Raw genomic sequence first — 22,495 nt, 5'->3', positions numbered from 1 at the left:
AACCGACGACCTTCGGGTTATGAGCCCGACGAGCTACCAGGCTGCTCCATCCCGCGCCTGTGAGATCGAATTCTACGGATTTAACCGCCCCTGTCAAGCATTTAGTTTAAAAAACCGTTTTCGTTCAAACCCTTAGCCTTTCAATAAGGCAGGCAGCTCAGGAGCACCGGGGCTTTCAGGCCAATTGTCGCGCGCGCTCCTGCGCTGGCTGTCTCGCTGACAGAGCATGCGGTACTATCTGTATGAATTTACAGTACTGACGGTCATCCATGTCTTTGCGCAAGATCATTCACATCGACTGCGATTGTTTCTACGCCGCGATCGAGATGCGTGATGACCCGCGCCTGGTCGGCCGCCCCATGGCTGTGGGTGGTTCGCCGGATCATCGAGGGGTGATTGCCACCTGCAATTATGAAGCGCGTGCCTATGGGGTGCGCTCGGCCATGTCCTCCCGCCATGCACTGAAGCTTTGCCCTGACTTGCTGATCGTCAAACCGCGTTTCGAGGCCTACCGCGAAGCATCGCGCGAGATCCACGGCATCTTCCGCGACTACACCGAACTGATCGAGCCATTGTCACTGGATGAGGCCTATCTGGATGTGAGCGACAGCCAATGGTTCGCCGGCAGCGCCACGCGCATCGCCGAAGATATTCGCAGGCGTGTTGCGCGCACCCTGCACATTACTGTCTCGGCTGGGGTGGCGCCCAACAAGTTCCTGGCCAAGATCGCCAGTGACTGGCGCAAGCCCAACGGTCTTTTCGTGATTACGCCTGATCAGGTGGAGGCCTTTGTCGCCGCATTGCCTGTCGCCAGGCTGCATGGTGTCGGAAAGGTTACCGCAGACAAGCTTGCCCGGCTGGGTATCGACACCTGCCTGGACATGCGTGACTGGTCGCGACTGGCGCTGATGCGTGAATTCGGCAGTTTCGGTGAACGCCTCTGGGGGTTGGCGCGGGGTATCGATGATCGCGCCGTGCACAACGATAGCCGTAGGCAGTCTGTAAGCGTGGAGAATACGTACGATACGGATCTGCCGGATCTGGCCAGTTGTCTGGAGCGCTTGCCTGAACTGCTGAACAGCCTGAATGAGCGGATCGCTCGTATGGACAGTAGCTATCGGCCGGACAAACCTTTCGTCAAGGTCAAATTCCATGACTTCAGCCAGACCACCCTGGAGCAGGCAGGGGCGGGTAGGGATCTGGACAGCTACCGGCAGTTGCTACGGCAAGCATTCGCCCGGGGTGGCAAGCCGGTGAGGTTGTTAGGGGTAGGGGTGAGGTTGCGTGACTTGCGTGGGGCTCACGAGCAATTGGAATTGTTCGCGGACAAATGAAAGAGGGGCTGCACTGCAGCCCCTCTTCATTAATGTGCGCCTGGGTCAGCCACCAACCGGCCGGTAGCCTTGGTCAGTGCCTGCAGAAACTCCTGCTGCAGCTCCGGATCGTTGCGGGTCAGCTCGATCAGGCTCTGCTCCATCTCGCTGGCTTCCTCTTCCAGGCCTAGCTCCGATAGGCGCTTGACCCGGTGAACCCACTGGCCGACATCGTCGTCTTCCAGGTCATCGAAAATCAACTCATGGGCTTCACGCAGCTTGTTGCGCAGGGTGGCGCTGACCAGCAGGCTGGCGTCGCCCCGCACTGCGTTGTCTTCATCGACCACTTGCAGGTGCAGGGTGCCGACGTGGTTCAGGTGCTGCTCCGAGAATGGGCTGTCCAGCAGGTTCAGGCGTAGCACGCCGTTTCTGTCGGTGGTCAGCGCGTGGGTCATCTTGCCGGCCTTTACCTCGACCAGGCGTTCGCTCCAGGGCAGGCTGGTGAACTCCTCGCGCTTGTCCTTTTGCAGCTCACTGATCCCTGCCAGGTTCTGCTGGGCGCGACCGTTGGACTGCACGTTCATGAACGGGTTGAGCCCGGCCACGCCATAACTGAGCCAGTCGTGCGTGATGCTCTGCGGCAGGTTGCCCAATGCAAACACGTTGACCACGTTGGCGCCTACGCCGGCCACCACCGCCACCGCGCCCAGCGGGATTTCGTAGACCTCCCGCCAGGGTTGGTAGGGCGTATACCGGTCATAGCGGCGGGTAACTTCGAACTCGGTGACCTCGAAGCGCCTCTGTTCATTGACGCGTACACGTCGCTGCGGAAGCTCCATCACCTTGGGCTCGCCGACATCAATCTGCAGTGTGTGTTCGAGCAGCTTGCGCTCGACGCGCTCTTCGTGCTCGCTGCGCTGGGACATCTGGTTGGCGCAGCCGCTGAGGAGCAGGGCGCCGCACAGTGCGGCGCCCCCCAGGGTAAAGGTACTTCGCTTGGACATGATCACTCGTGCATTGATTATCAGCGGCGAACGCGGGCCTGCAGGAAGGTCAGCACTTCATTGAGTGGCAGCGCTTGAGCATCCTGTTCGGTGCGGTGCTTGTATTCCAGGTTGCCGTCGGCCAGGCCGCGGTCGCTGACGACGATGCGGTGCGGAATACCGATCAGCTCCATATCGGCGAACTTGATGCCTGGGCTGGTCTTCTTGTCACGGTCGTCCAGCAGCACTTCGAAGCCTGCGGCCGTCAGTTCGGCGTAGAGCTTGTCGGTGGCCTCGCGAACCACGTCGGTTTCGTAGCGCAGCGGTACCAGGGCGATCTGGAACGGGGCCAGGGCGTCATTCCAGATGATGCCTTTGTCGTCGTAGCTCTGCTCGATGGCGGCGGCGACCACGCGGGATACGCCGATGCCGTAGCAACCCATGGACAGCACCACTGGCTTGCCGTTCTCACCCAGTACCTGGCACTTGAGTGCCTCGCTGTACTTGGTGCCGAGCTGGAAGATGTGGCCGACTTCGATGCCGCGCTTGATCACCAGGGTACCTTGGCCATCCGGGCTCGGGTCGCCCTCGACGACGTTACGCAGGTCGGCAACCTGTGGGACCGGCAGGTCGCGCTCCCAGTTGACGCCGAAGTAGTGCTTGTCATCGATGTTCGCACCGATGCCGAAGTCGCTCATCAGGGCAACCGAGCGGTCGATGATGCATTCCAGTGGCAGGTTCAGCGGGCCGAGGGAGCCGGCGCCGGCACCAATGGCTTCGCGCAGCTCGGCATCGGTGGCCATGACCAGTGGGTCGGCGACCTGTTCCAGCTTGGCGGCCTTGATCTCGTTGAGTTCGTGGTCGCCACGGACGATCAGGGCGACCAGCTTGCCTTCCTCGGCACCGCGCACGATCAGGGTCTTGACGGTCTTTTCGATCGGCAGGCCGAAGTTCTCGACCAGCTGGGCGATGGTCTTGGCGTCCGGGGTATCGACCAGGCGCAGTTCTTCGGTTGGGGCCGGGCGCGCGGTTTCGCGCGGGATGGCCTCGGCCTTCTCGATGTTGGCGGCATAATCGGAGCTGTCGCTGAAGATCACGTCGTCTTCGCCAGACTCGGCCAGTACGTGGAATTCGTGCGAGTAGCTGCCGCCGATGGAGCCGGTATCGGCCTGCACTGGGCGGAAGTCCAGGCCCAGGCGGGTGAAGATGTTGCTGTACGCCTGGTGCATGCGGTCGTAGGTTTCCTGCAGGGAAGCCTGGTCGGCATGGAAGGAATAGGCGTCCTTCATGATGAATTCGCGGCCGCGCATCAGGCCGAAACGTGGGCGGATCTCATCACGGAATTTGGTCTGGATCTGGTACATGTTGAGCGGCAGCTGTTTATAGCTGGACAGCTCATTGCGGGCCAGGTCGGTGATGACCTCTTCGTGGGTCGGGCCGACGCAGAAGTCGCGCTGGTGGCGGTCTTTCAGGCGCAGCAGCTCAGGGCCGTACTGTTCCCAGCGGCCGGACTCCTGCCACAGCTCGGCGGGCTGGATGCTGGGCATCAGCACTTCCAGGGCGCCGGCGGCGTTCATTTCCTCGCGCACCACGGCTTCGACCTTGCGCATTACCCGCAAGCCCATCGGCAGCCAGGTGTACAGGCCGGAAGCCAGCTTGCGGATCATGCCGGCACGCAGCATGAGCTGATGGCTGATGACCACTGCGTCGGCAGGGGTTTCTTTCTGGGTGGCGAGCAAATATTGACTGGTGCGCATGGTTAGCCGTGTCGATTGCCTAAGACATTGAAATGACCCCGCATTGTACGGGGGCGAAACGAAGGCGTACAGGATGCCCCAGGGCGTGGCAAATGTCAGCCAAGAAAAAGCCCGGCAAGCGTGCCGGGCTTTTTCAGGTGCGGGGCACTATAAGCGTGGCTTACAGGATGCTCAGCGGGTACTCGACGATCAGGCGCAGTTCGTCCAGCGACGGGGAGCCGTAGTAGACGCCGTCGGAGGAGCGGTAGGTGGCCTGACGGACGCGGAAGCTGAGGTCCTTGGCGGGGCCTTCCTGCATCACGTACTTGATGTCGATGTCGCGTTCCCATTCTTTGCCGTTGGTGGTGCCGGCGACATTGGCGTCGGTACCGCGCACGTAACGGGTCATGAAGGTCAGGCCGGGTACGCCGAACTCAGCGAAGTTCAGGTCGTAGCGGGCTTGCCAGGACTTCTCGTCTTCAGCGTTGAAGTCGGAACGTGCAACGGAGTTGCCCAGGAAGACGCTGCCGCCGCCGTCGACGCCGTAAGCGTAGTCACCGTCACCGTGTACGCGCTGGTGCACGACGGTGAAGGTATGGGCGCCGATGTTCCAGGCTGCCGACAGGCTGAATGCGGTGTTGTCCAGGGATTCGCCATCGTAAGCTGTAACCAGCTCGGCGCCGTCGCCCTTGGTGTCATAGATGTTGAAGTCGAACACCAGGCCTTGCTTGTCCGAAATCGGCACCGCCCAGTTGATGTTGCCGTAGTACTTGCGCCAGTAGTCTTCGACCTTGGAGTAGTACAGGCTGGTGCTGAGGCTGTCGGTCAGGGCATAGGTGCCGCCGACGATGTTGGCTTCGGTCAGGTGCAGGCTGTCGCGGAACGTCTGGGCCTGGGCGTTCATGCCGGTGAAGTGGCCGGCGTGCAGGGTCAGGCCTTCGATTTCGTCGCTGGTGATCAAGGTGCCTTCGGCAACTTCCGGCAGCAGTCGGCTGTCGTCGGTAGCGAATACCGGCAGGGCGGTGAACTGGTTACCGTACTTCAGCACAGTGTTGGAGAAGCGCATTTTCACAGCGCCGCCGGCTTCGGAGTAGTCGTCTTGCGAGCGGCCGTCGGAGCCTTCCGGGAACAGGCCGGTGCCGGCACGGCCTTTGCCGCTGTCCAGTTTCAGGCCAAGCATGCCGATGGCATCGACGCCGAAGCCTACGGCGCCTTGGGTGAAGCCCGATTCAAAGGTGCCGAGGAAACCGAGGCCGGTTTCTTCCGTGCGGCTCTGGCGATCGCCGGTAATAGGGTCCCGATCATTGTTGCGAGCGTCACGGCTGAAGTACAGCATGCGAGTCTTGACGTTCAGCTGGCTGTCTTCGATGAAACCCTTGGATTCGTCCTGTGCAGAGGCAAAGGCCAGCTGCGAGGTCCCTGCCGAAACGGCCAGGGCGATCATGCTCCACTTCATCACGCGCATCGTGATTTGCTCCTTTGGTTTTTAGGAAGAGTACCGCTGCGCCCAAGTCTTTTAGTTATATGGGGCAGCTCTTTCTTGTTATGTCGGCGGAAATGTATAGCACGCAGACTGTTGTTGGCGATATGGGCATATACAACGTTTCGAGAAGTTTACGGCCATGTCGCTTTCAGGTAGTTCCATGTCGCAAATCACGCCCCGATTAATCGGTCCGTACAACGCCAGCGCTGTTCCTGTCACCGTAACGATTCTGTAACTATCGATTTCGGTTGGGGAAACTCCCTGGTGGATCCAAAGCGGCTGTTGTTATTTGTTGCGTCCATCGCTTTATGCAGATGTCGTGCCGACTTGGTGTGGGGAGAATGCAACAAGCGTGCTCAAAATTAACAACGGTTCATGAAATTTTCACAAATTCCGCCGGCGCAGCTCGAAAGTGCCCGTAAATACAGGCCGGCCCCCGTCTGGCGGTGTGCCGGGCCGCAGTCCGGTTGCAAACTAAAAAGCTGCCTTGCAAGTCAAGGTGTTACCGCCCACTGTTCAAGTTGAGTCATTTATGTGTGTCGAAGCGTAGTGGTGTACTCGTTTGCGGCCTCATTTTGGTGCGAAAAGTAGCGATGTGTTACCGCGCCTGTGCAGCCTGGATCAATTACTGAGCTATAAGGGTGCAGCCAGAGGGCGTGCAGCATGCTTGCGCAGACGAAGCAGGGTATCCTTGCGGCATTGACCCGCACGCCGGGGCCCTTTCGTTGGTGGAGGTTTTCAGTGTTTGAGATGGATTCGCGTTTGCAGCAGGACTCTTTGATTCTTGGGGATTTTCCGCTGTGCCGTCTGCTGCTTAGCAAGGATGCCAATTACCCTTGGTTCATCCTGGTGCCCAAGCGTGCCGGCGTGAGCGAACTGTTCGACCTGAGCCAGGACGATCAGGCGCAGCTGTGGAAAGAAACAACCTGCCTGGCCGAAGCGCTCAAGGGCGAGTTCGCGGCGGATAAGATGAACGTTGCCACGCTGGGGAATGTGGTCGGCCAGCTGCACATGCACGTGATTGTCCGTCGCCATGGGGATGCCGCCTGGCCGGCGCCGGTCTGGGGCAAGGTGCCCCCTGTCGAATACGGGCCGGGGCAGGTCGATGCCATTCGCCAGCGCCTGCGCGCCCTGCTCAATGATGCATATGAGGAGGCCTGACATGTCGCCGGAATCGCGCATTGTCGAACTGGAAACCCGTCAGGCGTTTCAGGACGATACCATTCAAGAGTTGAACGACGTGGTGGTCGAGCAGGGGCGGGTGATTCAGCGTCTGCAGTTGCAGATGGCCGAGTTGATCAAGCGTTACGAGGAAATGGTCGGCCAGTATGGCAGTGAGGGTGAGGAAGCGCCGCCACCTCATTACTGATTGGTGCCAGCCCTGGGCTTGCCCCAGGGCTGCAAAGGGTCAGCGGCGGGTTACCGCGACCACATCTTCGGCCTGCAGGCCCTTGTCGCGGTGCATTACCGAAAACTCCACGCGCTGGCCTTCGACCAGGATGCGATGGCCTTCGCCGCGAATGGCGCGAAAGTGGACGAAGATATCGTCACCCGAATCGCGGGAAATGAATCCAAAGCCTTTAGAGGTGTTGAACCACTTCACAGTGCCGGTATCGCGCATGCCGGTCTCCAGCGGCGCGCCCTGGCTTGGCCGGTTTTTTCTGGGGCTGCGGGCCAAGCCTGCGGCCAGGTGCAGAATGACGGCGAGGCCTGCGCAGACCAATGCCGCCAGGTTGCCCATTTCGGGGCGGGCCAGCAAGGTCAGGGTTTGCAGGACCACGGCCACCACCAGCAGGGCGCAGGCCAGGTGCTGCAATTGCTGGCGGGCGCCGCGGTAGTACAGCGGCACGACAGGTGCCAGCAGCAGGTTGAGCAGGCCGAGCAGGGCCAGGTAGACCGCGTCCGGTTGCTGCAGGAAGGGTGTTGCGTCGTATTTCAGGCTGGGTATGAGCGATAGCAGCAAAGCTGCAGCGCCCGTCAACAGATGGACGATCTTGAACATGGGTTGGCTCGCAATTGATAAGGCCGATCACAGGAAGAGCTGGCGACACGGTGCGCATGAGGTGTAGGGCGCGAACACATGTTGGGCCAGCCTATGCACCCGGCAATGACAGCACGCACGGATGGCACGGTGCCTATTTAACAGCAAACGCGGGGCCTTCTCAAACCGCAGGTGGCTGTCGGCGATGAGTTGCCCTGCGTCATGGTCGCGTGGCGCCAAGTATTGATACAGTGTGTGGGGCCCGCTTGATCATCATCAAGCCATATGAAAAAGGGGAGCTTCATGGCAATCGATATCGGTATCAGTGAAGAAGATCGCAAGTCCATCGTCGAAGGGCTGTCCCGCCTGTTGTCGGATACCTACGTGCTGTATCTGAAAACCCACAACTTTCACTGGAACGTCACCGGTCCTTCGTTCCGTACCCTGCACCTGATGTTCGAAGAGCAATACAATGAACTGGCGCTGGCGGTCGATTCCATCGCCGAGCGGATTCGCGCCCTGGGCTTCCCCGCGCCGGGTTCCTATGCTTTTTATGCGCGGCATTCGTCCATCAAGGAAGAGGAAGGGGTGCCCGCAGCGGACGAGATGATCCATCAGCTTGTCCAGGGGCAGGAGGCGGTCGTGCGTACCGCCCGCAGTATTTTTCCGGTAGTGGACAAGGTCAGTGACGAGCCGACTGCAGACCTGCTGACCCAGCGTATGCAGGTACACGAGAAGACTGCCTGGATGCTGCGAGTGCTGCTTGACGGTAAATGATCGGTCGCTTGTATAAATAGCGGCCTGCCAAGCCCGGTCGAGTGACGCTCACCGGGCTTTTCCGTTTGTGCGGGAAGGCTTTGCCGCTGCTTTGCGTCCGGCTGTACGCGCTTCATTGAGCCTCTGGTTCCTGCGCCCGTGCCTGTCTTGCGGTGCAGGGAAAAATACCTGTGGCGAGGATGTGGGCGCATGATGCAAGCGAGCAAGCGTGTAGTAGGCAAAGGGCGCTGCCTGGGCAAGCAGTGCATTGATCCGTTCAAGGCGGATTTCGACATGATGCAGATTCAGCCGGTATCGCGCTCGGTCCGGCTCAACGGTTTTTCCACCTGTTTGCGCCTGGAAGCGGTCTATTGGCGCATCCTCGAGCGCATCGCCGAGGCCAATGAGTGCTCCGTCAGTGCCGTGCTTTCCTATGTGGATCGCGAGGTGCACCTGCGCCAGGGTGGGGTGCGCAACTTCAGCGGCCTGATCCGGGTGATCTGTGTTGCCTGGCTGCAGGAGCCGCCCAGTGTGCGCTGATCGCCAGGCGGGCTGCGCAGTGCCTGTTAACCATATATAATCCCGCTTTTTGCTGCCCCGGGCAGCCTGCGTAATGGTTGACGAGAGACACCCATGCCCCTTTATGACTATCAATGTGCATCCTGCGATCACCGGATGGAAGCGTTGCAGAAGATCAGCGCAGCGCCGCTGACCGACTGTCCGGCCTGCCAGGCGCCGGCATTGAAGAAGCTGTTGTCGGTCCCTGGCTTTCGCCTGAGCGGTAGCGGCTGGTACGAAACCGACTTCAAGACCGGGGCGAAAAAGAATCTGGCAGGCGGCGACAAGGCCGACTGAGTTGAATTGCAGTAGCCGGGTCTTGCAGTATTAGCCCCCTGGGGCGGCCAAGGCCTCCATCGAATACACGAATCACGAGAAGCGAAACCACCATCATGATGCGCAGCCATTATTGCGGCCAACTGAACGAGAGCCTGGACGGCCAGGAAGTCACCCTTTGCGGCTGGGTCCATCGTCGCCGCGACCACGGCGGGGTGATCTTCCTCGACATCCGTGACCGCGAGGGCATGGCCCAGGTCGTCTTCGATCCCGATCGCGCCGAAACCTTCGCAGCGGCCGACCGCGTGCGCAGCGAGTACGTGGTGCAGATCACCGGCAAGGTGCGCAAGCGCCCTGACGGTGCGGTGAACGCCAACATGGCTTCCGGTGCCATCGAAATTCTCGGTTACCAGCTGAACGTGCTCAACGAAGCGGAAACCCCGCCGTTCCCGCTGAACGAGTACTCTGACGTCGGCGAGGAAACCCGCCTGCGCTACCGCTTCATCGACCTGCGTCGCCCGGAAATGGCCGACAAGCTGCGCCTGCGTTCGCGCATCACCAGCAGCATCCGTCGCTTCCTGGACGAGAACGGCTTCCTCGACGTCGAAACGCCGATCCTTACCCGTGCCACGCCAGAAGGCGCGCGCGACTACCTGGTGCCCAGCCGTACCCACGCCGGTAGCTTCTTCGCCCTGCCGCAGTCGCCTCAGCTGTTCAAGCAGCTGCTGATGGTCGCCGGCTTCGACCGCTACTACCAGATCGCCAAATGCTTCCGTGACGAAGACCTGCGTGCTGACCGTCAGCCGGAGTTCACCCAGATCGACATCGAGACCAGTTTCCTCGATGAGTCCGAGATCATGGGCCTGACCGAAAGCATGATCCGCAAGCTGTTCAAGGAAGTCCTGGACCTGGAATTCGGCGAATTCCCGCACATGACCTTCGAAGAAGCCATGCGCCGCTACGGTTCCGACAAGCCAGACCTGCGTAACCCGCTGGAACTGGTAGACGTTGCCGACCAGCTCAAAGATGTCGACTTCAAGGTCTTCGCAGGCCCGGCCAACGATCCGAAGTGCCGCGTTACCGCGCTGCGCCTGCCAGGTGGCGCCAGCATGCCGCGCAGCAAGATCGACGAGTACACCAAGTTCGTCGGCATCTACGGCGCCCGCGGCCTGGCGTACATCAAGGTCAACGAGCGCGCCAAGGGCGTTGAAGGCCTGCAGTCGCCGATCGTCAAGAACATCCCTGAAGCCAACCTCAACGTGATTCTCGATCGCGTAGGTGCGGTAGACGGCGACATCGTGTTCTTCGGCGCTGACAAGTTCAAAGTCGTCAGCGAGGCCCTGGGCGCGCTGCGTATCCGTCTGGGCCACGACTTCGAGCTGCTGACCTGCGAGTGGGCGCCGATGTGGGTCGTCGACTTCCCGATGTTCGAAGAGAACGAAGACGGCAGCTTCACTGCCCTGCACCACCCGTTCACCGCGCCCAAGTGCACCCCCGAAGAGCTCGAGGCCAACCCGGCCACCGCGCTGTCGCGTGCCTACGACATGGTCCTGAACGGCACCGAGCTGGGTGGCGGTTCGATCCGTATCCACCGCAAAGAGATGCAACAGGCGGTGTTCCGCCTGCTGGGTATCGAAGCGGCAGAACAGGAAGAGAAGTTCGGCTTCCTGCTCGACGCCCTGAAGTTCGGCGCACCGCCTCACGGTGGCCTGGCCTTCGGCCTGGACCGCCTGGTCATGCTGATGACCGGCGCCCAGTCGATCCGTGAAGTGATTGCCTTCCCGAAAACCCAGAGCGCCGCGTGCGTCATGACTCAGGCTCCGGGCTTGGTCGATGCCAAGGCCCTGCGCGAGCTGCATATCCGCCTGCGCGAACAGACCAAGGTCGAGTAAGCGGGCCCCGGGCGCATCCAGATGGATGCGCCTTTGCGTTTCGGCGCAGGAATTTGTCGTTGCGCCCCTCTCAGGGCGCAATTGTTTGTGTTTCAAGAGTTTGGAGTCGTTATGGCTGGTCATTCCAAGTGGGCGAACATCAAGCACCGCAAAGAGCGCCAGGATGCCAAGAGAGGCAAGATCTTCACCAAGTGGATCCGTGAGCTGACCGTCGCTGCCAAGCAGGGTGGTGGCGATCCGGCCTCCAATCCGCGCTTGCGCCTGGCGCTGGACAAGGCCCTGGGTGCCAACATGAGCCGCGATATCATCGATCGCGCCGTGGCCCGTGGTGCCGGCACCAACGAAAGCGATAACGTTGAAGAGCTGAGTTACGAGGGCTACGGCCCGGGCGGCGTGGCGATCATGGTCGAGGCCATGACCGACAACCGCAACCGTACCGCAGCCGCCGTGCGGCATGCCTTCACCAAGTGTGGCGGCAACCTCGGTACCGATGGCTCGGTGGCCTACCTGTTCGAGCGCAAGGGGCAGATCAGCTTCGCCCCGGGTGTGGACGAAGATGCCCTGATGGAAGCCGCCATGGAAGCCGACGCCGACGATGTCGTGGCCAACGAAGACGGTTCGTTCGAGGTGTTCACCTCGTTCAACAGCTTCTATGCCGTGCGTAATGCCCTGGAGGAGGCCGGCTTCAAGGCTGCGGATGCGGAAATCGTCATGCAGCCGACCACCAGTGCCGAGCTGGATCAGGAGGGGGCGGAGAAAGTGCTCAAGCTGATCGACATGCTCGAAGACCTGGATGACGTGCAGAACGTCTATTCCAATGCGCAGATTTCCGACGAGATCATGGAAAAACTCGGCTAAGGTGTCGCCAGCAAGGTTGTAATTGGGGCCCCTGCGCGGCCCATCGCCGGCAAGCCGGCTCCCACAGGTAAGCGCACCCGCCGAGAGTTGCGCTGTGCCTGCGGGAGCCGGCTTGCCGGCGATGGGTTGCGCAGCGGCCCCAATAGCCTTGAATTGAGCTCAGGCTTTCAAGCATCCCCCCTACACGACAGGCGTTATGACTCTGATTCTTGGTATCGACCCCGGCTCGCGCATCACCGGTTATGGCGTTGTGCGCCAGACTGCCCGTGGTTGCGAGTACGTGGCGTCGGGTTGTATCCGTACCGGCAGCGGCGAGCTGCACGAGCGCTTGCAGATCGTTTTTCGCGGTGTCAGTGAAATCATTGCCCAGCATGGCCCTGTGACCATGGGCATCGAGCGCGTGTTCATGGCGCGCAACCCTGACTCGGCGCTCAAGCTCGGCCAGGCTCGCGGCGCGGCCATCGTCGCCGCCGCCGAGGCCGGCCTGGAAATCGCCGAATACAGTGCGACTCAGGTCAAGCAGGCCGTGGCCGGCACCGGTGGGGCTAACAAGGAGCAGGTGATGCTGATGGTCATGCACCTGCTCAAGCTGACCCAGAAGCCACAGATCGATGCCTCTGATGCCCTGGCGATTGCCTTGTGCCATGCCCATACCCGTTCCAGCCTGGTGCCGCACGGCCTGGCCACGGCGCGGCGGCGCGGTGGGCGCTTGCGTCTGTAGCTGCTTCATGAGCTGATACACATTTTGTCCGGGTGGCACGTTCACCCGACGTATTTGCTGATAGGGTTGAGCGGTCTTTGATCGGCTCCCCGAGAGGAAGGATCGAAACGTGATTGGACGTTTGCGCGGCACCCTGGCGGAAAAGCAACCGCCGCACCTGATTATCGACGTCAACGGCGTGGGCTATGAGCTTGAAGTGCCCATGACCACCCTGTACCGCCTGCCGAAAGTTGGCGAAACGGTAACCGTGCATACCCATCTGGTGGTTCGCGAAGATGCCCACCTGCTGTATGGCTTCCATGAGAAGCGCGAGCGCGAGCTGTTCCGCGAGCTTATCCGCCTCAATGGCGTGGGCCCGAAGCTGGCGCTGGCCTTGATGTCGAGCCTTGAGGCCGACGAATTGGTGCGTTGCGTACAGGCGCAGGACACATCGGCGCTGGTGCGTGTGCCTGGCGTCGGCAAGAAGACTGCCGAGCGCCTGCTGGTCGAGCTCAAGGACCGCTTCAAGGCCTGGGAAACCTCGCCCGCCATGTTCACGCTTGTATCGGATGGTCCGGTACCGGTCAGCAGCGCCTCCACAGCCGAGGCCGATGCCGTCAGTGCCTTGATTTCCCTGGGCTACAAGCCGCAGGAAGCCAGCAAGGCAGTGTCCGCGATCAAGGACAAGGCGGGCCTTGGCAGTGAGGAGCTGATCCGTCGCAGCCTCAAAGGGATGATTACCAAGTGATCGAAGCCGACCGCCTGATTGCCGCCAGTGGCCGCGACCGCGAAGAAGTCCAGGACCGTGCCATCCGCCCGCTGCGCCTGGACGAATACATCGGCCAGCCGGTGGTGCGCGAGCAGATGGCGCTGTTCATCCAGGCTGCGCGGGGGCGTAATGAGTCGCTCGACCACACCCTGATCTTCGGCCCGCCAGGGTTGGGCAAAACCACCCTGGCCAATATCATCGCCCAGGAAATGGGCGTATCGGTCAAGAGTACCTCGGGGCCGATTCTCGAGCGCCCGGGCGACCTGGCAGCCATGCTGACCAACCTCGAACCGCATGACGTGCTGTTCATCGACGAGATTCACCGGTTGTCTCCGGTTGTCGAGGAGGTGCTGTACCCGGCCATGGAGGACTTCCAGCTCGACATCATGATCGGCGAAGGCCCGGCTGCCCGCTCGATCAAGCTCGACCTGCCGCCCTTCACCCTGGTGGGGGCCACAACCCGCGCCGGTATGCTCACCAACCCGCTGCGCGACCGCTTCGGTATCGTCCAGCGCCTTGAGTTCTACAGCGACAAGGACCTGGCGACCATCGTCAGCCGGTCGGCCAACATTCTGGGGCTGGTCATCGAGGACCAGGGGGCTTACGAAATCGCCCGCCGTGCCCGCGGCACGCCGCGTATCGCCAACCGCTTGCTGCGCCGCGTGCGTGACTACGCCGAGGTGCGCGGCAAAGGGCAGATCACCAAGGCAGTGGCTGATTTGGCGCTCAACCTGCTGGACGTCGATGAGCGTGGTTTCGACCATTCCGACCGCCGCCTGCTGCTGACCATGATCGAGAAGTTCGATGGTGGCCCGGTGGGGGTGGATAACCTGGCGGCAGCGATCAGCGAGGAGCGTCATACCATCGAGGATGTGCTCGAACCCTACCTGATTCAGCAGGGCTATATCATGCGTACGCCCCGTGGTCGTGTGGTCACTCGGCACGCCTACCTGCACTTTGGCCTGAATGTTCCCGGGCGCCTGGGTGAGGGGGCAGATTTTTCCGAAGCAGGCGATGAATGACAGATCGAAACCCGCTTTTCGTGGTCCTACCGCTGGCATGCCTCAGGTGCGCTGGCAATACGACATTAATGAAGAAAAAACAGTTGCCGCAGCGGATTGGCAAGCTGAGGAGTAAGCACTAGAGTATGCGCGCGCAAAATGGCCTGGAACCTTTCGCACACCGTTGTCGCGTCTATTACGAAGATACCGATGCCGGTGGCGTGGTGTATTACGTCAACTACCTGAAATTCATGGAGCGCGCGCGGACCGAGCGCCTGCGGCACCTGGGGTTTTCCCAGCAGCAACTGGCCGGGGAGAACCTGTTGTTCGTGGTCCACTCGAGCGAAGCGCGCTATCACGCGCCGGCGCGCCTGGACGATGAACTTCGGGTGACCGCGCAAGTACTTGAACTCAATCGCGCCAGCCTGCGCTTCGTGCAGCAGGTCTGGCGGGAAAAGGATGAAACGCTGCTCTGCGAAGGGCAGTTCCTGGTGGCCGCCGTACGCGCCGACACTTTCAAACCCCGAGCCATACCCCCCAAGCTGCGCGACGCCTTTGTGGCGGACGGCTCGGGTACTCAATCGAATGCAGGAGAATAAGCGTGGAAGCTAACGTCGTCGACCATACCTCCATGTGGAGTCTGGTCAGCAATGCCAGCGTGGTGGTACAGCTGGTAATGCTGACCCTGGTGGCCGCCTCGGTCACCTCATGGATCATGATCTTCCAGCGCAGCACCATGCTGCGCGCCGGTCGTCGTGCGCTGGATGCCTTCGAGGAACGCTTCTGGTCGGGTATCGACCTGTCCAAGCTGTACCGTCAGGCAGGCAGCAACCCGGACCCGGATTCGGGCGTGGAGCAGGTCTTCCGGGCCGGTTTCAAGGAGTTCTCGCGTCTGCGCCAGCAGCCGGGTGTGGACCCCGACGCGGTCATGGAAGGCGTTGGCCGGGCCATGCGCGTAGCCATCTCGCGTGAGGAAGAAAAACTCGAGCAGAGCCTGCCGTTCCTCGCCACCGTCGGTTCGACCAGCCCGTACATCGGCCTGTTCGGTACCGTGTGGGGCATCATGAACTCCTTCCGCGGCCTGGCCAGCGCCCAGCAGGCGACCTTGGCCACCGTGGCCCCGGGTATCGCCGAAGCGCTGATCGCCACCGCCATCGGCCTGTTCGCGGCAATCCCGGCGGTTATCGCCTACAACCGTTTCGCCGCGCGCAGCGAAGTGCTGATCGGTCGTTACTACACCTTCGCCGACGAGTTCCAGGCGATCCTGCACCGCAAAGTGCACACCAGCGAAGAGTAATCAGGTACAAACCCATGGCCCGAGTTCGCCACAAACGCAAGCCGGTCGCCGAGATGAACGTGGTGCCCTACATCGACGTGATGCTGGTGCTGCTGGTCATCTTCATGGTGACCGCTCCCATGCTCAATCAGGGCGTGAAGGTCGACCTGCCCAAGGTTTCCAGCGAAGCCTTGCCGCAGGACAACAATGTCCAGATCCTCACCATCTCCATCAAGGCCGACAAGACCTATTACTGGAACCTGGGCAGCGAGGTCGACACCGACAAGCAGATGGACAAGGCCATGACCTTGCCCGAAATGACCGGTGCAGTGACCAAGATCATTGCCGCCGGTCGCGACCAGGGCAAGCAGACCCAGGTCTTCATTCGTGGCGACAAGGCTGTCGACTACGGCGCGGTCATGGGTGCCATGGGCGGGTTGCAGAAGGCCGGTGTCGGTAACGTTGGCCTGATTACCGAGGCGCCCTGATGCAACAGCGAGAGCCATCCGCCTCGGAAAGCTACTTCTGGCCCAGTGTCTGGGCCATCGGCCTGCATGTGCTTGTGTTCGCATTGCTGTTCGTCAGTTTTGCCATGACGCCAGAATTGCCGCCTTCCAAGCCGATCGTTCAGGCTACGCTGTATCAGCTCAAGTCCAAGAGTCAGGCGACCACCCAGACCAATCAGAAGATTGCCGGGGAAGCGAAAAAAACCGCGTCGCGTCAGACCGAAGTCGAGCAGCTGGAACAGAAGAAGGTCGAGCAGGAGGCCGTAAAGGCTGCGGAACAAAAGAAAGCCGATGCCGCTCAAAAGGCCGAGGAGGCTCGCGAAGCCGCCGAGGCGAAGAAGGCAGAAGACGCTGCCAAGGCCGCCGAGGCCAAGAAAGCCGCTGAAGCCAAGAAGGCCGACGAGGCGAAGAAAGCCGCTGAAAAGCAGCAGGCCGACATTGCCAAGAAAAAGGCTGAGGAAGAGGCCAAGAAGCAGGCGGCCGAAGAGGCCAAGAAACAAGCCGCCGAGGATGCCAAGAAGAAGGCAGCCGAGGAGGCCAAGAAGAAAGCGGCCGAGGACGCCAAGAAGAAAGCGGCGGCCGAGGACGCGAAGAAGAAGGCAGCTGAAGAGGCCAAGAAAAAGGCCGCTGCAGATGCCCAGAAGAAAAAGGCACAGGAGGCGGCCCGCAAGGCGGCAGAAGACAAGAAAGCCCAGGCCCTGGCCGAGCTGTTGTCCGATACCACCGAGCGGCAGCAGGCGCTGGCCGACGAGCAGGGTGACCAGGTGGCCGGCGACTTCGACGACCTGATCCGCATGCGCGCGGCCGAAGGCTGGGCGCGTCCACCTTCTGCGCGCAAGGGCATGACGGTAGTCCTGCAGATCAACATGCTGCCCGATGGCACCATCACCAGTGTCAGCGTGTCGCGCTCCAGTGGCGACGGTCCGTTCGACAGTTCTGCGGTGGCAGCAGTGAAGAACATCGGTCGTCTGACCGAAATGCAGGGCTTGAAGCCGAACGAGTTCAATCCGTACCGTTCGTTCAAGATGACATTTACACCTGAGGATCTAGCGTTGTGATTAAACTCCTTCGAGGACTGCTGGTCATGCTGTGCTGCGTGGCAGGCATGGCCATGGCAGAGGAAAAGAACATCCTGGTCACCAGCGGCAGCGATCGGGCAACGCCCATCGCGGTAGTGCCGTTCGGTCTGCAGGGTGGCAGTGTGCTGCCGGAAGACATGGCCGATATCATCGGCAATGACCTGCGCAACTCTGGCTACTACGCGCCCATCCCACGGCAGAACATGATCAGCCAGCCTACCCAGGCCAGCGAAGTGATCTTCCGTGACTGGAAAGCCCTGGGCGCCCAGTACGTGATGGTCGGCAGCATCGTGCCGTCGGGCGCTCGCCTGCAGGTGCAGTACGCACTGTTCAACGTCGCCACCGAGCAGCAAGTGCTGACCGGCAGCGTTGCCGGCAGCGTCGACCAGTTGCGCGACATGTCGCACTACATCGCCGACCAGTCGTTCGAGAAGCTCACCGGCATCAAGGGTGCGTTTTCCACCCGCATGCTGTACGTGACCGCCGAGCGCTTCTCGACCAACAACACCCGCTACACCCTGCAGCGTTCGGACTACGACGGTGCGCGTGCAGTGACCTTGCTGCAGTCGCGTGAGCCTATCCTGTCGCCGCGTTTCGCGCCGGATGGCAAGCGTATCGCCTATGTCTCGTTCGAGCAGAAGCGGCCGCGCATTTTCATCCAGCACATCGACACCGGCCGCCGCGAACAGGTCACCAACTTCGAAGGCCTCAATGGTGCTCCTGCCTGGTCGCCGGATGGTTCGCGCCTGGCATTCGTGCTGTCCAAGGACGGTAACCCGGACATCTACGTGATGAATGTGGCTTCGCGCCAGATCAGCCGTGTCACTGCCGGCCCGGGTATCAATACCGAGCCGTTCTGGGGCAAGGATGGCAACACCCTGTACTTCACCTCCGACCGTGGCGGCAAGCCGCAGATCTACAAACAGTCGGTCAGTGGTGGTAGCGCCGAGCGTGTGACGTTCGTAGGTAACTACAACGCCAACCCGAAACTTTCGGCGGACGAAAAGACGCTGGTAATGATCCATCGTCAGCAGGGTTTCACCAACTTCAAAGTGGCGGCACAGGACTTGCAAAGAGGAAGTGTAAAGATTCTCTCGGAAACAAGTCTTGATGAGTCTCCCACTGTTGCGCCAAACGGCACCATGCTAATCTACGCCACCCGCCAGCAGGGCCGGGGAGTCTTGATGCTCGTGTCGCTTAATGGCCGCGTGAGGCTCCCACTTCCTACCGCTCAAGGCGAAGTCAGAGAACCGTCCTGGTCCCCTTACCTGAACTGATTGCGGCGTAATACGTTTTGCTTAACACACTGGGGTTTCATTAGGAGTTTCACGATGGAAATGCTGAAGTTTGGTAAATTTGCTGCGCTGGCTCTGGCCATGGCTGTAGCTGTAGGTTGCTCCTCGAAGGGCGGTGACAACGCTGGCGAAGGCGCTGTTGACCCTAACGCTGGCTACGGTGCCAACACTGGCGCTGTTGACGGTTCCCTGAGCGAAGAAGCCGCCCTGCGCGCAATCACCACCTTCTACTTCGAATACGACAGCTCGGACCTGAAGCCAGAAGCCATGCGCGCTCTGGACGTTCACGCCAAGGACCTGAAGTCCAACGGCAACCGTGTTGTTCTGGAAGGCAACACCGACGAGCGCGGTACTCGCGAGTACAACATGGCTCTGGGCGAGCGTCGTGCCAAAGCCGTTCAGCGCTACCTGGTTCTGCAGGGTGTTTCCCCTGCTCAGCTGGAACTGGTCTCCTACGGCGAAGAGCGTCCAGTTGCCACCGGCAACGACGAGCAGTCCTGGGCTCAGAACCGCCGCGTAGAACTGCGTAAGTAAGTTCTTATGCGTATGTGCCGTCGTGCTGTAACCGTCCTCGCACTCAGCCTTCCGCTTTCGGCGTGGGCTGCGGTTCCTGTAGTAGATGACAACGCAGGTGCTTACCCACCTTCGGGTTATGGCACGAGCGGCGCCTATGCCGGGGCAGGGGCTTCGACCCCTGCCTCAGCACAGGGCCAGCTGTTCATGCAGCTGCAACAGATGCAGGACCAGATATCCCGCCAGCAAGGCATCATCGAAGAGCTGCAAAACGATGTCGCCCGCATGAAGCAGGAAAGCCTGGAGCGTTACCAGGATCTGGATCGCCGCATCAACAGTGGTGGCGCGCCTGCCGCGACCCCCGATAATTCCTCCACCGGTGGTGCACCCGATGCCGCCGCCGGTGCAGCAGCAGGCGCCGCTGGCGCTGCTGCACAGCAACCGGCCGCCAACAGCGAGCCGGCTGATCCTGCGAAAGAGAAGCTCTATTACGATGCGGCTTTCGACCTGATCAAGCAGAAGGACTTCGACAAGGCCAGCCAGGCGTTCGGCGCCTTCCTGCGCAAGTACCCGAACAGCCAGTACGCAGGCAATGCCCAGTACTGGCTGGGTGAGGTGAACCTGGCCAAGGGTGACCTGCAAAGTGCCAGCCAGGCTTTTGCCCAGGTCAGCCAGAAGTACCCCAAGCACAGCAAGGTACCGGACTCCCTGTACAAGCTGGCCGACGTCGAGCGCCGCATGGGCCATACCGACAAGGTCAAGGGCATCCTGCAGCAAGTCATCACCCAGTACCCCGGCACATCCGCCGCTCAGCTGGCGCAGCGTGACCTGCAGAAGCTCTAAGTAGCACCGTTCAAAAGAAACCCGCGCCAGGCGCGGGTTTTTTCGTTAGAATCATTGCCCTTTTTCTTAAACACGCTGCTGCGGATAACGCCATGTCGAGTCCGCGACAGTGCCTGACGGAGGCGGACAGCCTGTTTAGCTGTCACGCCCGTGGCGATCATGCAAGACACATTACGTATCACCGAAGTCTTTTACTCTTTGCAGGGTGAAACACGCACGGCTGGGCTGCCCACGGTATTCGTGCGCCTCACCGGTTGCCCCCTGCGCTGCCAATACTGCGACAGTGCCTACGCCTTCAGTGGCGGTACTGTGCGTAGCCTGGATTCGATCATGGAACAGGTGGCCGGCTTCAAGCCACGCTATGTGTGCGTGACTGGCGGCGAGCCACTGGCCCAGCCGAATGCCTTGCCACTGTTGCAGCGCCTGTGCGATGCCGGCTATGAGGTTTCGCTCGAGACCAGTGGTGCCCTGGATATCTCGGCTACCGATATTCGCGTCAGCCGCGTGGTCGACCTCAAGACCCCGGGCTCTGAAGAGTCCCACCGCAACCTCTACGAGAACATTGAGCACTTGACCGGCAATGATCAGGTCAAGTTCGTCATCTGTTCACGCGAGGACTATGACTGGGCGGTTTCCAAGCTGATTCAGTACAACCTTGCCGAGCGCGCCGGTGAAGTGCTGTTTTCGCCAAGCCATCACCAGGTGAAGGCCAGTGACCTGGCCGACTGGATCGTTGCCGACAACTTGCCTGTGCGTTTCCAGCTGCAGCTGCACAAGCTGCTGTGGAACGACGAGCCCGGACGTTGATTAGGAGCAAAAGTACATGACTGAGAAACGCGCAGTAATCCTGCTGTCCGGCGGCCTCGACTCGGCCACTGTCGTCGCCATGGCCAAGGCCGAAGGCTACAGTTGCTACACCATGAGCTTCGACTATGGCCAGCGCCATCGTGCTGAATTGAACGCTGCTGCGCGGGTCGCTCGTGACCTGGGCGTCGTGGAGCACAAGGTAATCGGCTTGAACCTCGATGGCATCGGGGGGTCGGCACTGACCGACAGCAGCATCGATGTGCCGGAAACCCCGGGCGAGGGTATTCCGGTGACCTATGTGCCGGCACGCAATACCGTATTCCTGTCGTTGGCTCTGGGCTGGGCAGAAGTGCTGCAGGCGCGCGACATCTTCATCGGCGTCAATGCCGTGGACTACTCGGGCTACCCCGATTGCCGCCCTGAGTTCGTCGAAGCGTTCGAACGCATGGCCAACCTCGCGACCAAGGCCGGTGTCGAGGGGCAGGGCTTCCGGATCCAGGCGCCACTGCAGAACATGAGCAAGGCGCAGATCGTACAGGCCGGTATGGCCCGTGGCGTGGACTACAGCCTGACGGTCTCCTGCTACCAGGCCGACGATGAGGGCCGCGCCTGTGGCAAGTGCGACAGCTGCCGCCTGCGCGCCGACGGCTTCAAGGCCGCCGGGGTAGACGACCCAACCCGTTATTTTTGAAAAAAGTTTTGATGGGGTGTTGATTTCCCGTTAGAAATCAGTATTATACGCGCCATCCAACGGGTCGTTAGCTCAGTTGGTAGAGCAGTTGGCTTTTAACCAATTGGTCGTAGGTTCGAATCCTACACGACCCACCATACGCTGTAAGTCAAAGCCCGCTACCGGAAACGGTGGCGGGCTTTGTCGTTCTTGCCCCTCCTTATTCAGCCCACTCAGGGTCTGCGGTAAACACTACCGTCAACCAGCGATCCGGTCCCTCACCGCCAATCGCATCACCGACTTCACAGCGCAGCGCATCCCACTCTTCAATGCTTTTGGCTGGAAGGTGCTTGGGCACGATGAAATACAGCTCGATTTCCCGAGAGCGGCCGACCTTGGCCACGTAAGCCCGATAGGATTCCAGTCCGTGGCGTGCCACGAACGCACCGGCCACCTCATCCACGTGCAGCATCAGGTCGCCAGGTGTCACCAAAAAGATATCCGCCATGGCCTGGCGCACCACCGACAGCGGCAAGGGGATGATGACCAGGCACACCAGCGCCAGCACCGCCGGGTCGATGTACGGCGATACCCACTCCCACTGCGTGCCCTGCACGGCAAAGCCAAAGCAGAAGGCGATGAGCAACGCTGCGGTGATGCTGGCCGACATCACCCAACCCTTGACGTCCATGCGCACGAAATCCGAGTTCAGCTCGCGGTTGGCCCGCGCTTCGACTGCAGCGATGGTCGCGCAGGCGATCACGGTCAGCGCCGCATAAACCATGGCGATGCCGAACTCCAGGTGGCGTCCGCCTTCGAGCAGGCTGCTGACGGCGTTGATCAGGGCGTAGAGCGCCACACCGCTGAGCAGGATGCCATTGAGCGCCAGCACCATCGGCTCCAGGTGCCAGAAGCCCATGGTGAAGCGCTCGCGCAGCTTGCGTGACACGTGCCGGCTGGTGGCGTGCGTAGTGATCAGCTTGACCACCACCAGCGACAGGCCGCTCATGCCTGCGTCGGCCAGCGAGTAGACACCGTCGAAAATGATCGAGAACGAGCCGGACGCCAGGCCGAAGGCAATGCCGATGGTGGCGATGAACAGGGTGACGGCGATCGAAGTGCGTAGCAGGCCCTGTTCGCTGGCAAGGTCGAAGAAGGGGGATTTGTTGGGTGTTTCCATGGGTAAAACTCTTTCAAAAG

General features: G+C 60.9%; 25 protein-coding genes and 1 tRNA gene. 21 read left to right on the top strand and 5 right to left on the bottom strand.

Going from position 1 to position 22,495, the window contains the following annotated elements; genetic code table 11:
- Window positions 1-275: 275 nt before the first annotated feature.
- On the top strand, window positions 276-1,334 hold the full coding sequence (gene dinB, locus BLX42_RS22410) for a DNA polymerase IV (protein WP_161872653.1): 1,059 nt from the start codon (window positions 276-278) through the stop codon (window positions 1,332-1,334).
- 29 nt (window positions 1,335-1,363) lie between these two features.
- Here the strand turns inward: dinB and BLX42_RS22405 are convergent, their stop codons facing one another.
- The 3 genes from BLX42_RS22405 to BLX42_RS22395 form a co-directional block, all read right to left on the bottom strand.
- Window positions 1,364-2,317, bottom strand: coding sequence for a hypothetical protein (locus BLX42_RS22405; RefSeq protein ID WP_115274059.1), 954 nt, complete (start codon window positions 2,315-2,317; stop codon window positions 1,364-1,366).
- Between the two features lie 20 nt (window positions 2,318-2,337).
- Entirely contained in the window at window positions 2,338-4,053 is a 1,716-nt protein-coding gene (locus tag BLX42_RS22400; protein ID WP_046787972.1) for a proline--tRNA ligase, read from the bottom strand.
- Window positions 4,054-4,213: 160 nt separating this feature from the next.
- Window positions 4,214-5,497, bottom strand: a complete 1,284-nt coding sequence (locus BLX42_RS22395) for an OprD family porin (RefSeq protein WP_161872652.1) — start codon at window positions 5,495-5,497, stop codon at window positions 4,214-4,216.
- 759 nt (window positions 5,498-6,256) lie between these two features.
- On the opposite strand from BLX42_RS22395, the gene BLX42_RS22390 reads away from it, so the two are divergent.
- Both BLX42_RS22390 and BLX42_RS22385 read left to right on the top strand, forming a co-directional pair.
- On the top strand, window positions 6,257-6,676 hold the full coding sequence (locus BLX42_RS22390; RefSeq protein ID WP_046787973.1) for an HIT domain-containing protein: 420 nt from the start codon (window positions 6,257-6,259) through the stop codon (window positions 6,674-6,676).
- A gap of 1 nt (window position 6,677) precedes the next feature.
- Window positions 6,678-6,884 carry a SlyX family protein gene (locus BLX42_RS22385; RefSeq protein ID WP_039602955.1) on the top strand — a complete coding sequence of 69 codons (207 nt, stop codon included), beginning with the start codon at window positions 6,678-6,680 and terminating at the stop codon, window positions 6,882-6,884.
- Between the two features lie 39 nt (window positions 6,885-6,923).
- Here BLX42_RS22385 and BLX42_RS27105 read toward each other — a convergent pair whose 3' ends face one another.
- Entirely contained in the window at window positions 6,924-7,517 is a 594-nt protein-coding gene (locus tag BLX42_RS27105) for a cold-shock protein (protein ID WP_161872651.1), read from the bottom strand.
- A gap of 282 nt (window positions 7,518-7,799) precedes the next feature.
- Here BLX42_RS27105 and BLX42_RS22375 point away from each other — a divergent pair, with 282 nt between their 5' ends.
- The 18 genes from BLX42_RS22375 to BLX42_RS22290 all read left to right on the top strand — a co-directional run bounded on the left by BLX42_RS22375 (window position 7,800) and on the right by BLX42_RS22290 (window position 21,453).
- Window positions 7,800-8,273, top strand: coding sequence for a Dps family protein (locus BLX42_RS22375; RefSeq protein ID WP_012315825.1), 474 nt, complete (start codon window positions 7,800-7,802; stop codon window positions 8,271-8,273).
- 189 nt (window positions 8,274-8,462) lie between these two features.
- Entirely contained in the window at window positions 8,463-8,792 is a 330-nt protein-coding gene (locus BLX42_RS22370) for a ribbon-helix-helix domain-containing protein (RefSeq protein WP_046787974.1), read from the top strand.
- A 93-nt stretch (window positions 8,793-8,885) separates the two neighbouring features.
- On the top strand, window positions 8,886-9,107 hold the full coding sequence (locus BLX42_RS22365; protein WP_046787975.1) for an FmdB family zinc ribbon protein: 222 nt from the start codon (window positions 8,886-8,888) through the stop codon (window positions 9,105-9,107).
- Between the two features lie 95 nt (window positions 9,108-9,202).
- The gene (aspS, locus tag BLX42_RS22360; protein WP_012315822.1) at window positions 9,203-10,978 is read left to right on the top strand and encodes an aspartate--tRNA ligase; all 1,776 of its coding nucleotides are present in this window, start codon (window positions 9,203-9,205) and stop codon (window positions 10,976-10,978) included.
- A gap of 111 nt (window positions 10,979-11,089) precedes the next feature.
- Window positions 11,090-11,836 (top strand): YebC/PmpR family DNA-binding transcriptional regulator, encoded by a 747-nt coding sequence (locus tag BLX42_RS22355; RefSeq protein ID WP_012315821.1) that lies wholly within the window; start codon window positions 11,090-11,092, stop codon window positions 11,834-11,836.
- 196 nt (window positions 11,837-12,032) lie between these two features.
- Window positions 12,033-12,557 carry a crossover junction endodeoxyribonuclease RuvC gene (gene ruvC, locus BLX42_RS22350; RefSeq protein WP_012315820.1) on the top strand — a complete coding sequence of 175 codons (525 nt, stop codon included), beginning with the start codon at window positions 12,033-12,035 and terminating at the stop codon, window positions 12,555-12,557.
- Window positions 12,558-12,666: 109 nt separating this feature from the next.
- Window positions 12,667-13,284 carry a Holliday junction branch migration protein RuvA gene (gene ruvA, locus BLX42_RS22345; RefSeq protein ID WP_161872650.1) on the top strand — a complete coding sequence of 206 codons (618 nt, stop codon included), beginning with the start codon at window positions 12,667-12,669 and terminating at the stop codon, window positions 13,282-13,284.
- A complete protein-coding gene (gene ruvB, locus BLX42_RS22340; protein WP_012315818.1) occupies window positions 13,281-14,327 on the top strand; it encodes a Holliday junction branch migration DNA helicase RuvB in 1,047 nt (348 codons plus the stop codon). The genes ruvA and ruvB overlap by 4 nt, the downstream gene beginning before the upstream one ends.
- Before the next feature lie 125 nt (window positions 14,328-14,452).
- A complete protein-coding gene (ybgC, locus tag BLX42_RS22335) occupies window positions 14,453-14,905 on the top strand; it encodes a tol-pal system-associated acyl-CoA thioesterase (RefSeq protein ID WP_012315817.1) in 453 nt (150 codons plus the stop codon).
- A gap of 2 nt (window positions 14,906-14,907) precedes the next feature.
- Window positions 14,908-15,603 (top strand): protein TolQ, encoded by a 696-nt coding sequence (gene tolQ / locus BLX42_RS22330; protein WP_010952367.1) that lies wholly within the window; start codon window positions 14,908-14,910, stop codon window positions 15,601-15,603.
- Between the two features lie 14 nt (window positions 15,604-15,617).
- On the top strand, window positions 15,618-16,070 hold the full coding sequence (tolR, locus tag BLX42_RS22325) for a protein TolR (protein WP_039603824.1): 453 nt from the start codon (window positions 15,618-15,620) through the stop codon (window positions 16,068-16,070).
- Window positions 16,070-17,146, top strand: a complete 1,077-nt coding sequence (gene tolA, locus BLX42_RS22320) for a cell envelope integrity protein TolA (RefSeq protein WP_012315815.1) — start codon at window positions 16,070-16,072, stop codon at window positions 17,144-17,146. The genes tolR and tolA overlap by 1 nt, the downstream gene beginning before the upstream one ends.
- Window positions 17,147-17,172: 26 nt before the next feature.
- Complete coding sequence (gene tolB / locus BLX42_RS22315; RefSeq protein WP_046787978.1) at window positions 17,173-18,444, top strand: Tol-Pal system beta propeller repeat protein TolB; 1,272 nt, start codon at window positions 17,173-17,175, stop codon at window positions 18,442-18,444.
- A gap of 54 nt (window positions 18,445-18,498) precedes the next feature.
- Window positions 18,499-18,996 carry a peptidoglycan-associated lipoprotein Pal gene (gene pal / locus BLX42_RS22310; RefSeq protein ID WP_008090230.1) on the top strand — a complete coding sequence of 166 codons (498 nt, stop codon included), beginning with the start codon at window positions 18,499-18,501 and terminating at the stop codon, window positions 18,994-18,996.
- A gap of 6 nt (window positions 18,997-19,002) precedes the next feature.
- On the top strand, window positions 19,003-19,818 hold the full coding sequence (gene ybgF, locus BLX42_RS22305) for a tol-pal system protein YbgF (protein ID WP_046787979.1): 816 nt from the start codon (window positions 19,003-19,005) through the stop codon (window positions 19,816-19,818).
- 159 nt (window positions 19,819-19,977) lie between these two features.
- Window positions 19,978-20,625 (top strand): 7-carboxy-7-deazaguanine synthase QueE, encoded by a 648-nt coding sequence (gene queE / locus BLX42_RS22300; RefSeq protein WP_046788079.1) that lies wholly within the window; start codon window positions 19,978-19,980, stop codon window positions 20,623-20,625.
- A 16-nt stretch (window positions 20,626-20,641) separates the two neighbouring features.
- Window positions 20,642-21,316 (top strand): 7-cyano-7-deazaguanine synthase QueC, encoded by a 675-nt coding sequence (queC, locus tag BLX42_RS22295; RefSeq protein WP_046787980.1) that lies wholly within the window; start codon window positions 20,642-20,644, stop codon window positions 21,314-21,316.
- Window positions 21,317-21,377: 61 nt separating this feature from the next.
- A tRNA-Lys gene (locus BLX42_RS22290) sits at window positions 21,378-21,453 on the top strand.
- Between the two features lie 62 nt (window positions 21,454-21,515).
- Here the strand turns inward: BLX42_RS22290 and BLX42_RS22285 are convergent.
- A complete protein-coding gene (locus BLX42_RS22285) occupies window positions 21,516-22,475 on the bottom strand; it encodes a cation diffusion facilitator family transporter (RefSeq protein WP_046787981.1) in 960 nt (319 codons plus the stop codon).
- Window positions 22,476-22,495: the final 20 nt, after the last annotated feature.

The organism is Pseudomonas sp. SG-MS2, from assembly GCF_009933855.1.
In the GTDB taxonomy this organism is placed as follows: domain Bacteria; phylum Pseudomonadota; class Gammaproteobacteria; order Pseudomonadales; family Pseudomonadaceae; genus Aquipseudomonas; species Aquipseudomonas putida_E.
The sequence above is the reverse complement of the archived record's forward strand: the minus strand, read 5'-3'. Positions and strand labels throughout refer to the sequence as shown.

Excerpts from the sequence above, each read along its gene's own strand:
- BLX42_RS22405 (WP_115274059.1), bottom strand. The coding sequence starts at position 2,317 with ATGTCCAAGCGAAGTACCTTTACCCTGGGGGGCGCCGCACTGTGCGGC.
- BLX42_RS22400 (WP_046787972.1), bottom strand. The coding sequence starts at position 4,053 with ATGCGCACCAGTCAATATTTGCTCGCCACCCAGAAAGAAACCCCTGCC.
- BLX42_RS22395 (WP_161872652.1), bottom strand. The coding sequence starts at position 5,497 with ATGCGCGTGATGAAGTGGAGCATGATCGCCCTGGCCGTTTCGGCAGGG.
- BLX42_RS22385 (WP_039602955.1), top strand. The coding sequence starts at position 6,678 with ATGTCGCCGGAATCGCGCATTGTCGAACTGGAAACCCGTCAGGCGTTT.
- BLX42_RS27105 (WP_161872651.1), bottom strand. The coding sequence starts at position 7,517 with ATGTTCAAGATCGTCCATCTGTTGACGGGCGCTGCAGCTTTGCTGCTA.
- BLX42_RS22375 (WP_012315825.1), top strand. The coding sequence starts at position 7,800 with ATGGCAATCGATATCGGTATCAGTGAAGAAGATCGCAAGTCCATCGTC.
- BLX42_RS22370 (WP_046787974.1), top strand. The coding sequence starts at position 8,463 with ATGATGCAAGCGAGCAAGCGTGTAGTAGGCAAAGGGCGCTGCCTGGGC.
- BLX42_RS22365 (WP_046787975.1), top strand. The coding sequence starts at position 8,886 with ATGCCCCTTTATGACTATCAATGTGCATCCTGCGATCACCGGATGGAA.
- aspS (WP_012315822.1), top strand. The coding sequence starts at position 9,203 with ATGATGCGCAGCCATTATTGCGGCCAACTGAACGAGAGCCTGGACGGC.
- BLX42_RS22355 (WP_012315821.1), top strand. The coding sequence starts at position 11,090 with ATGGCTGGTCATTCCAAGTGGGCGAACATCAAGCACCGCAAAGAGCGC.
- ruvC (WP_012315820.1), top strand. The coding sequence starts at position 12,033 with ATGACTCTGATTCTTGGTATCGACCCCGGCTCGCGCATCACCGGTTAT.
- ybgC (WP_012315817.1), top strand. The coding sequence starts at position 14,453 with ATGCGCGCGCAAAATGGCCTGGAACCTTTCGCACACCGTTGTCGCGTC.
- tolR (WP_039603824.1), top strand. The coding sequence starts at position 15,618 with ATGGCCCGAGTTCGCCACAAACGCAAGCCGGTCGCCGAGATGAACGTG.
- tolA (WP_012315815.1), top strand. The coding sequence starts at position 16,070 with ATGCAACAGCGAGAGCCATCCGCCTCGGAAAGCTACTTCTGGCCCAGT.
- tolB (WP_046787978.1), top strand. The coding sequence starts at position 17,173 with ATGCTGTGCTGCGTGGCAGGCATGGCCATGGCAGAGGAAAAGAACATC.
- pal (WP_008090230.1), top strand. The coding sequence starts at position 18,499 with ATGGAAATGCTGAAGTTTGGTAAATTTGCTGCGCTGGCTCTGGCCATG.
- ybgF (WP_046787979.1), top strand. The coding sequence starts at position 19,003 with ATGCGTATGTGCCGTCGTGCTGTAACCGTCCTCGCACTCAGCCTTCCG.
- queE (WP_046788079.1), top strand. The coding sequence starts at position 19,978 with ATGCAAGACACATTACGTATCACCGAAGTCTTTTACTCTTTGCAGGGT.
- queC (WP_046787980.1), top strand. The coding sequence starts at position 20,642 with ATGACTGAGAAACGCGCAGTAATCCTGCTGTCCGGCGGCCTCGACTCG.
- BLX42_RS22285 (WP_046787981.1), bottom strand. The coding sequence starts at position 22,475 with ATGGAAACACCCAACAAATCCCCCTTCTTCGACCTTGCCAGCGAACAG.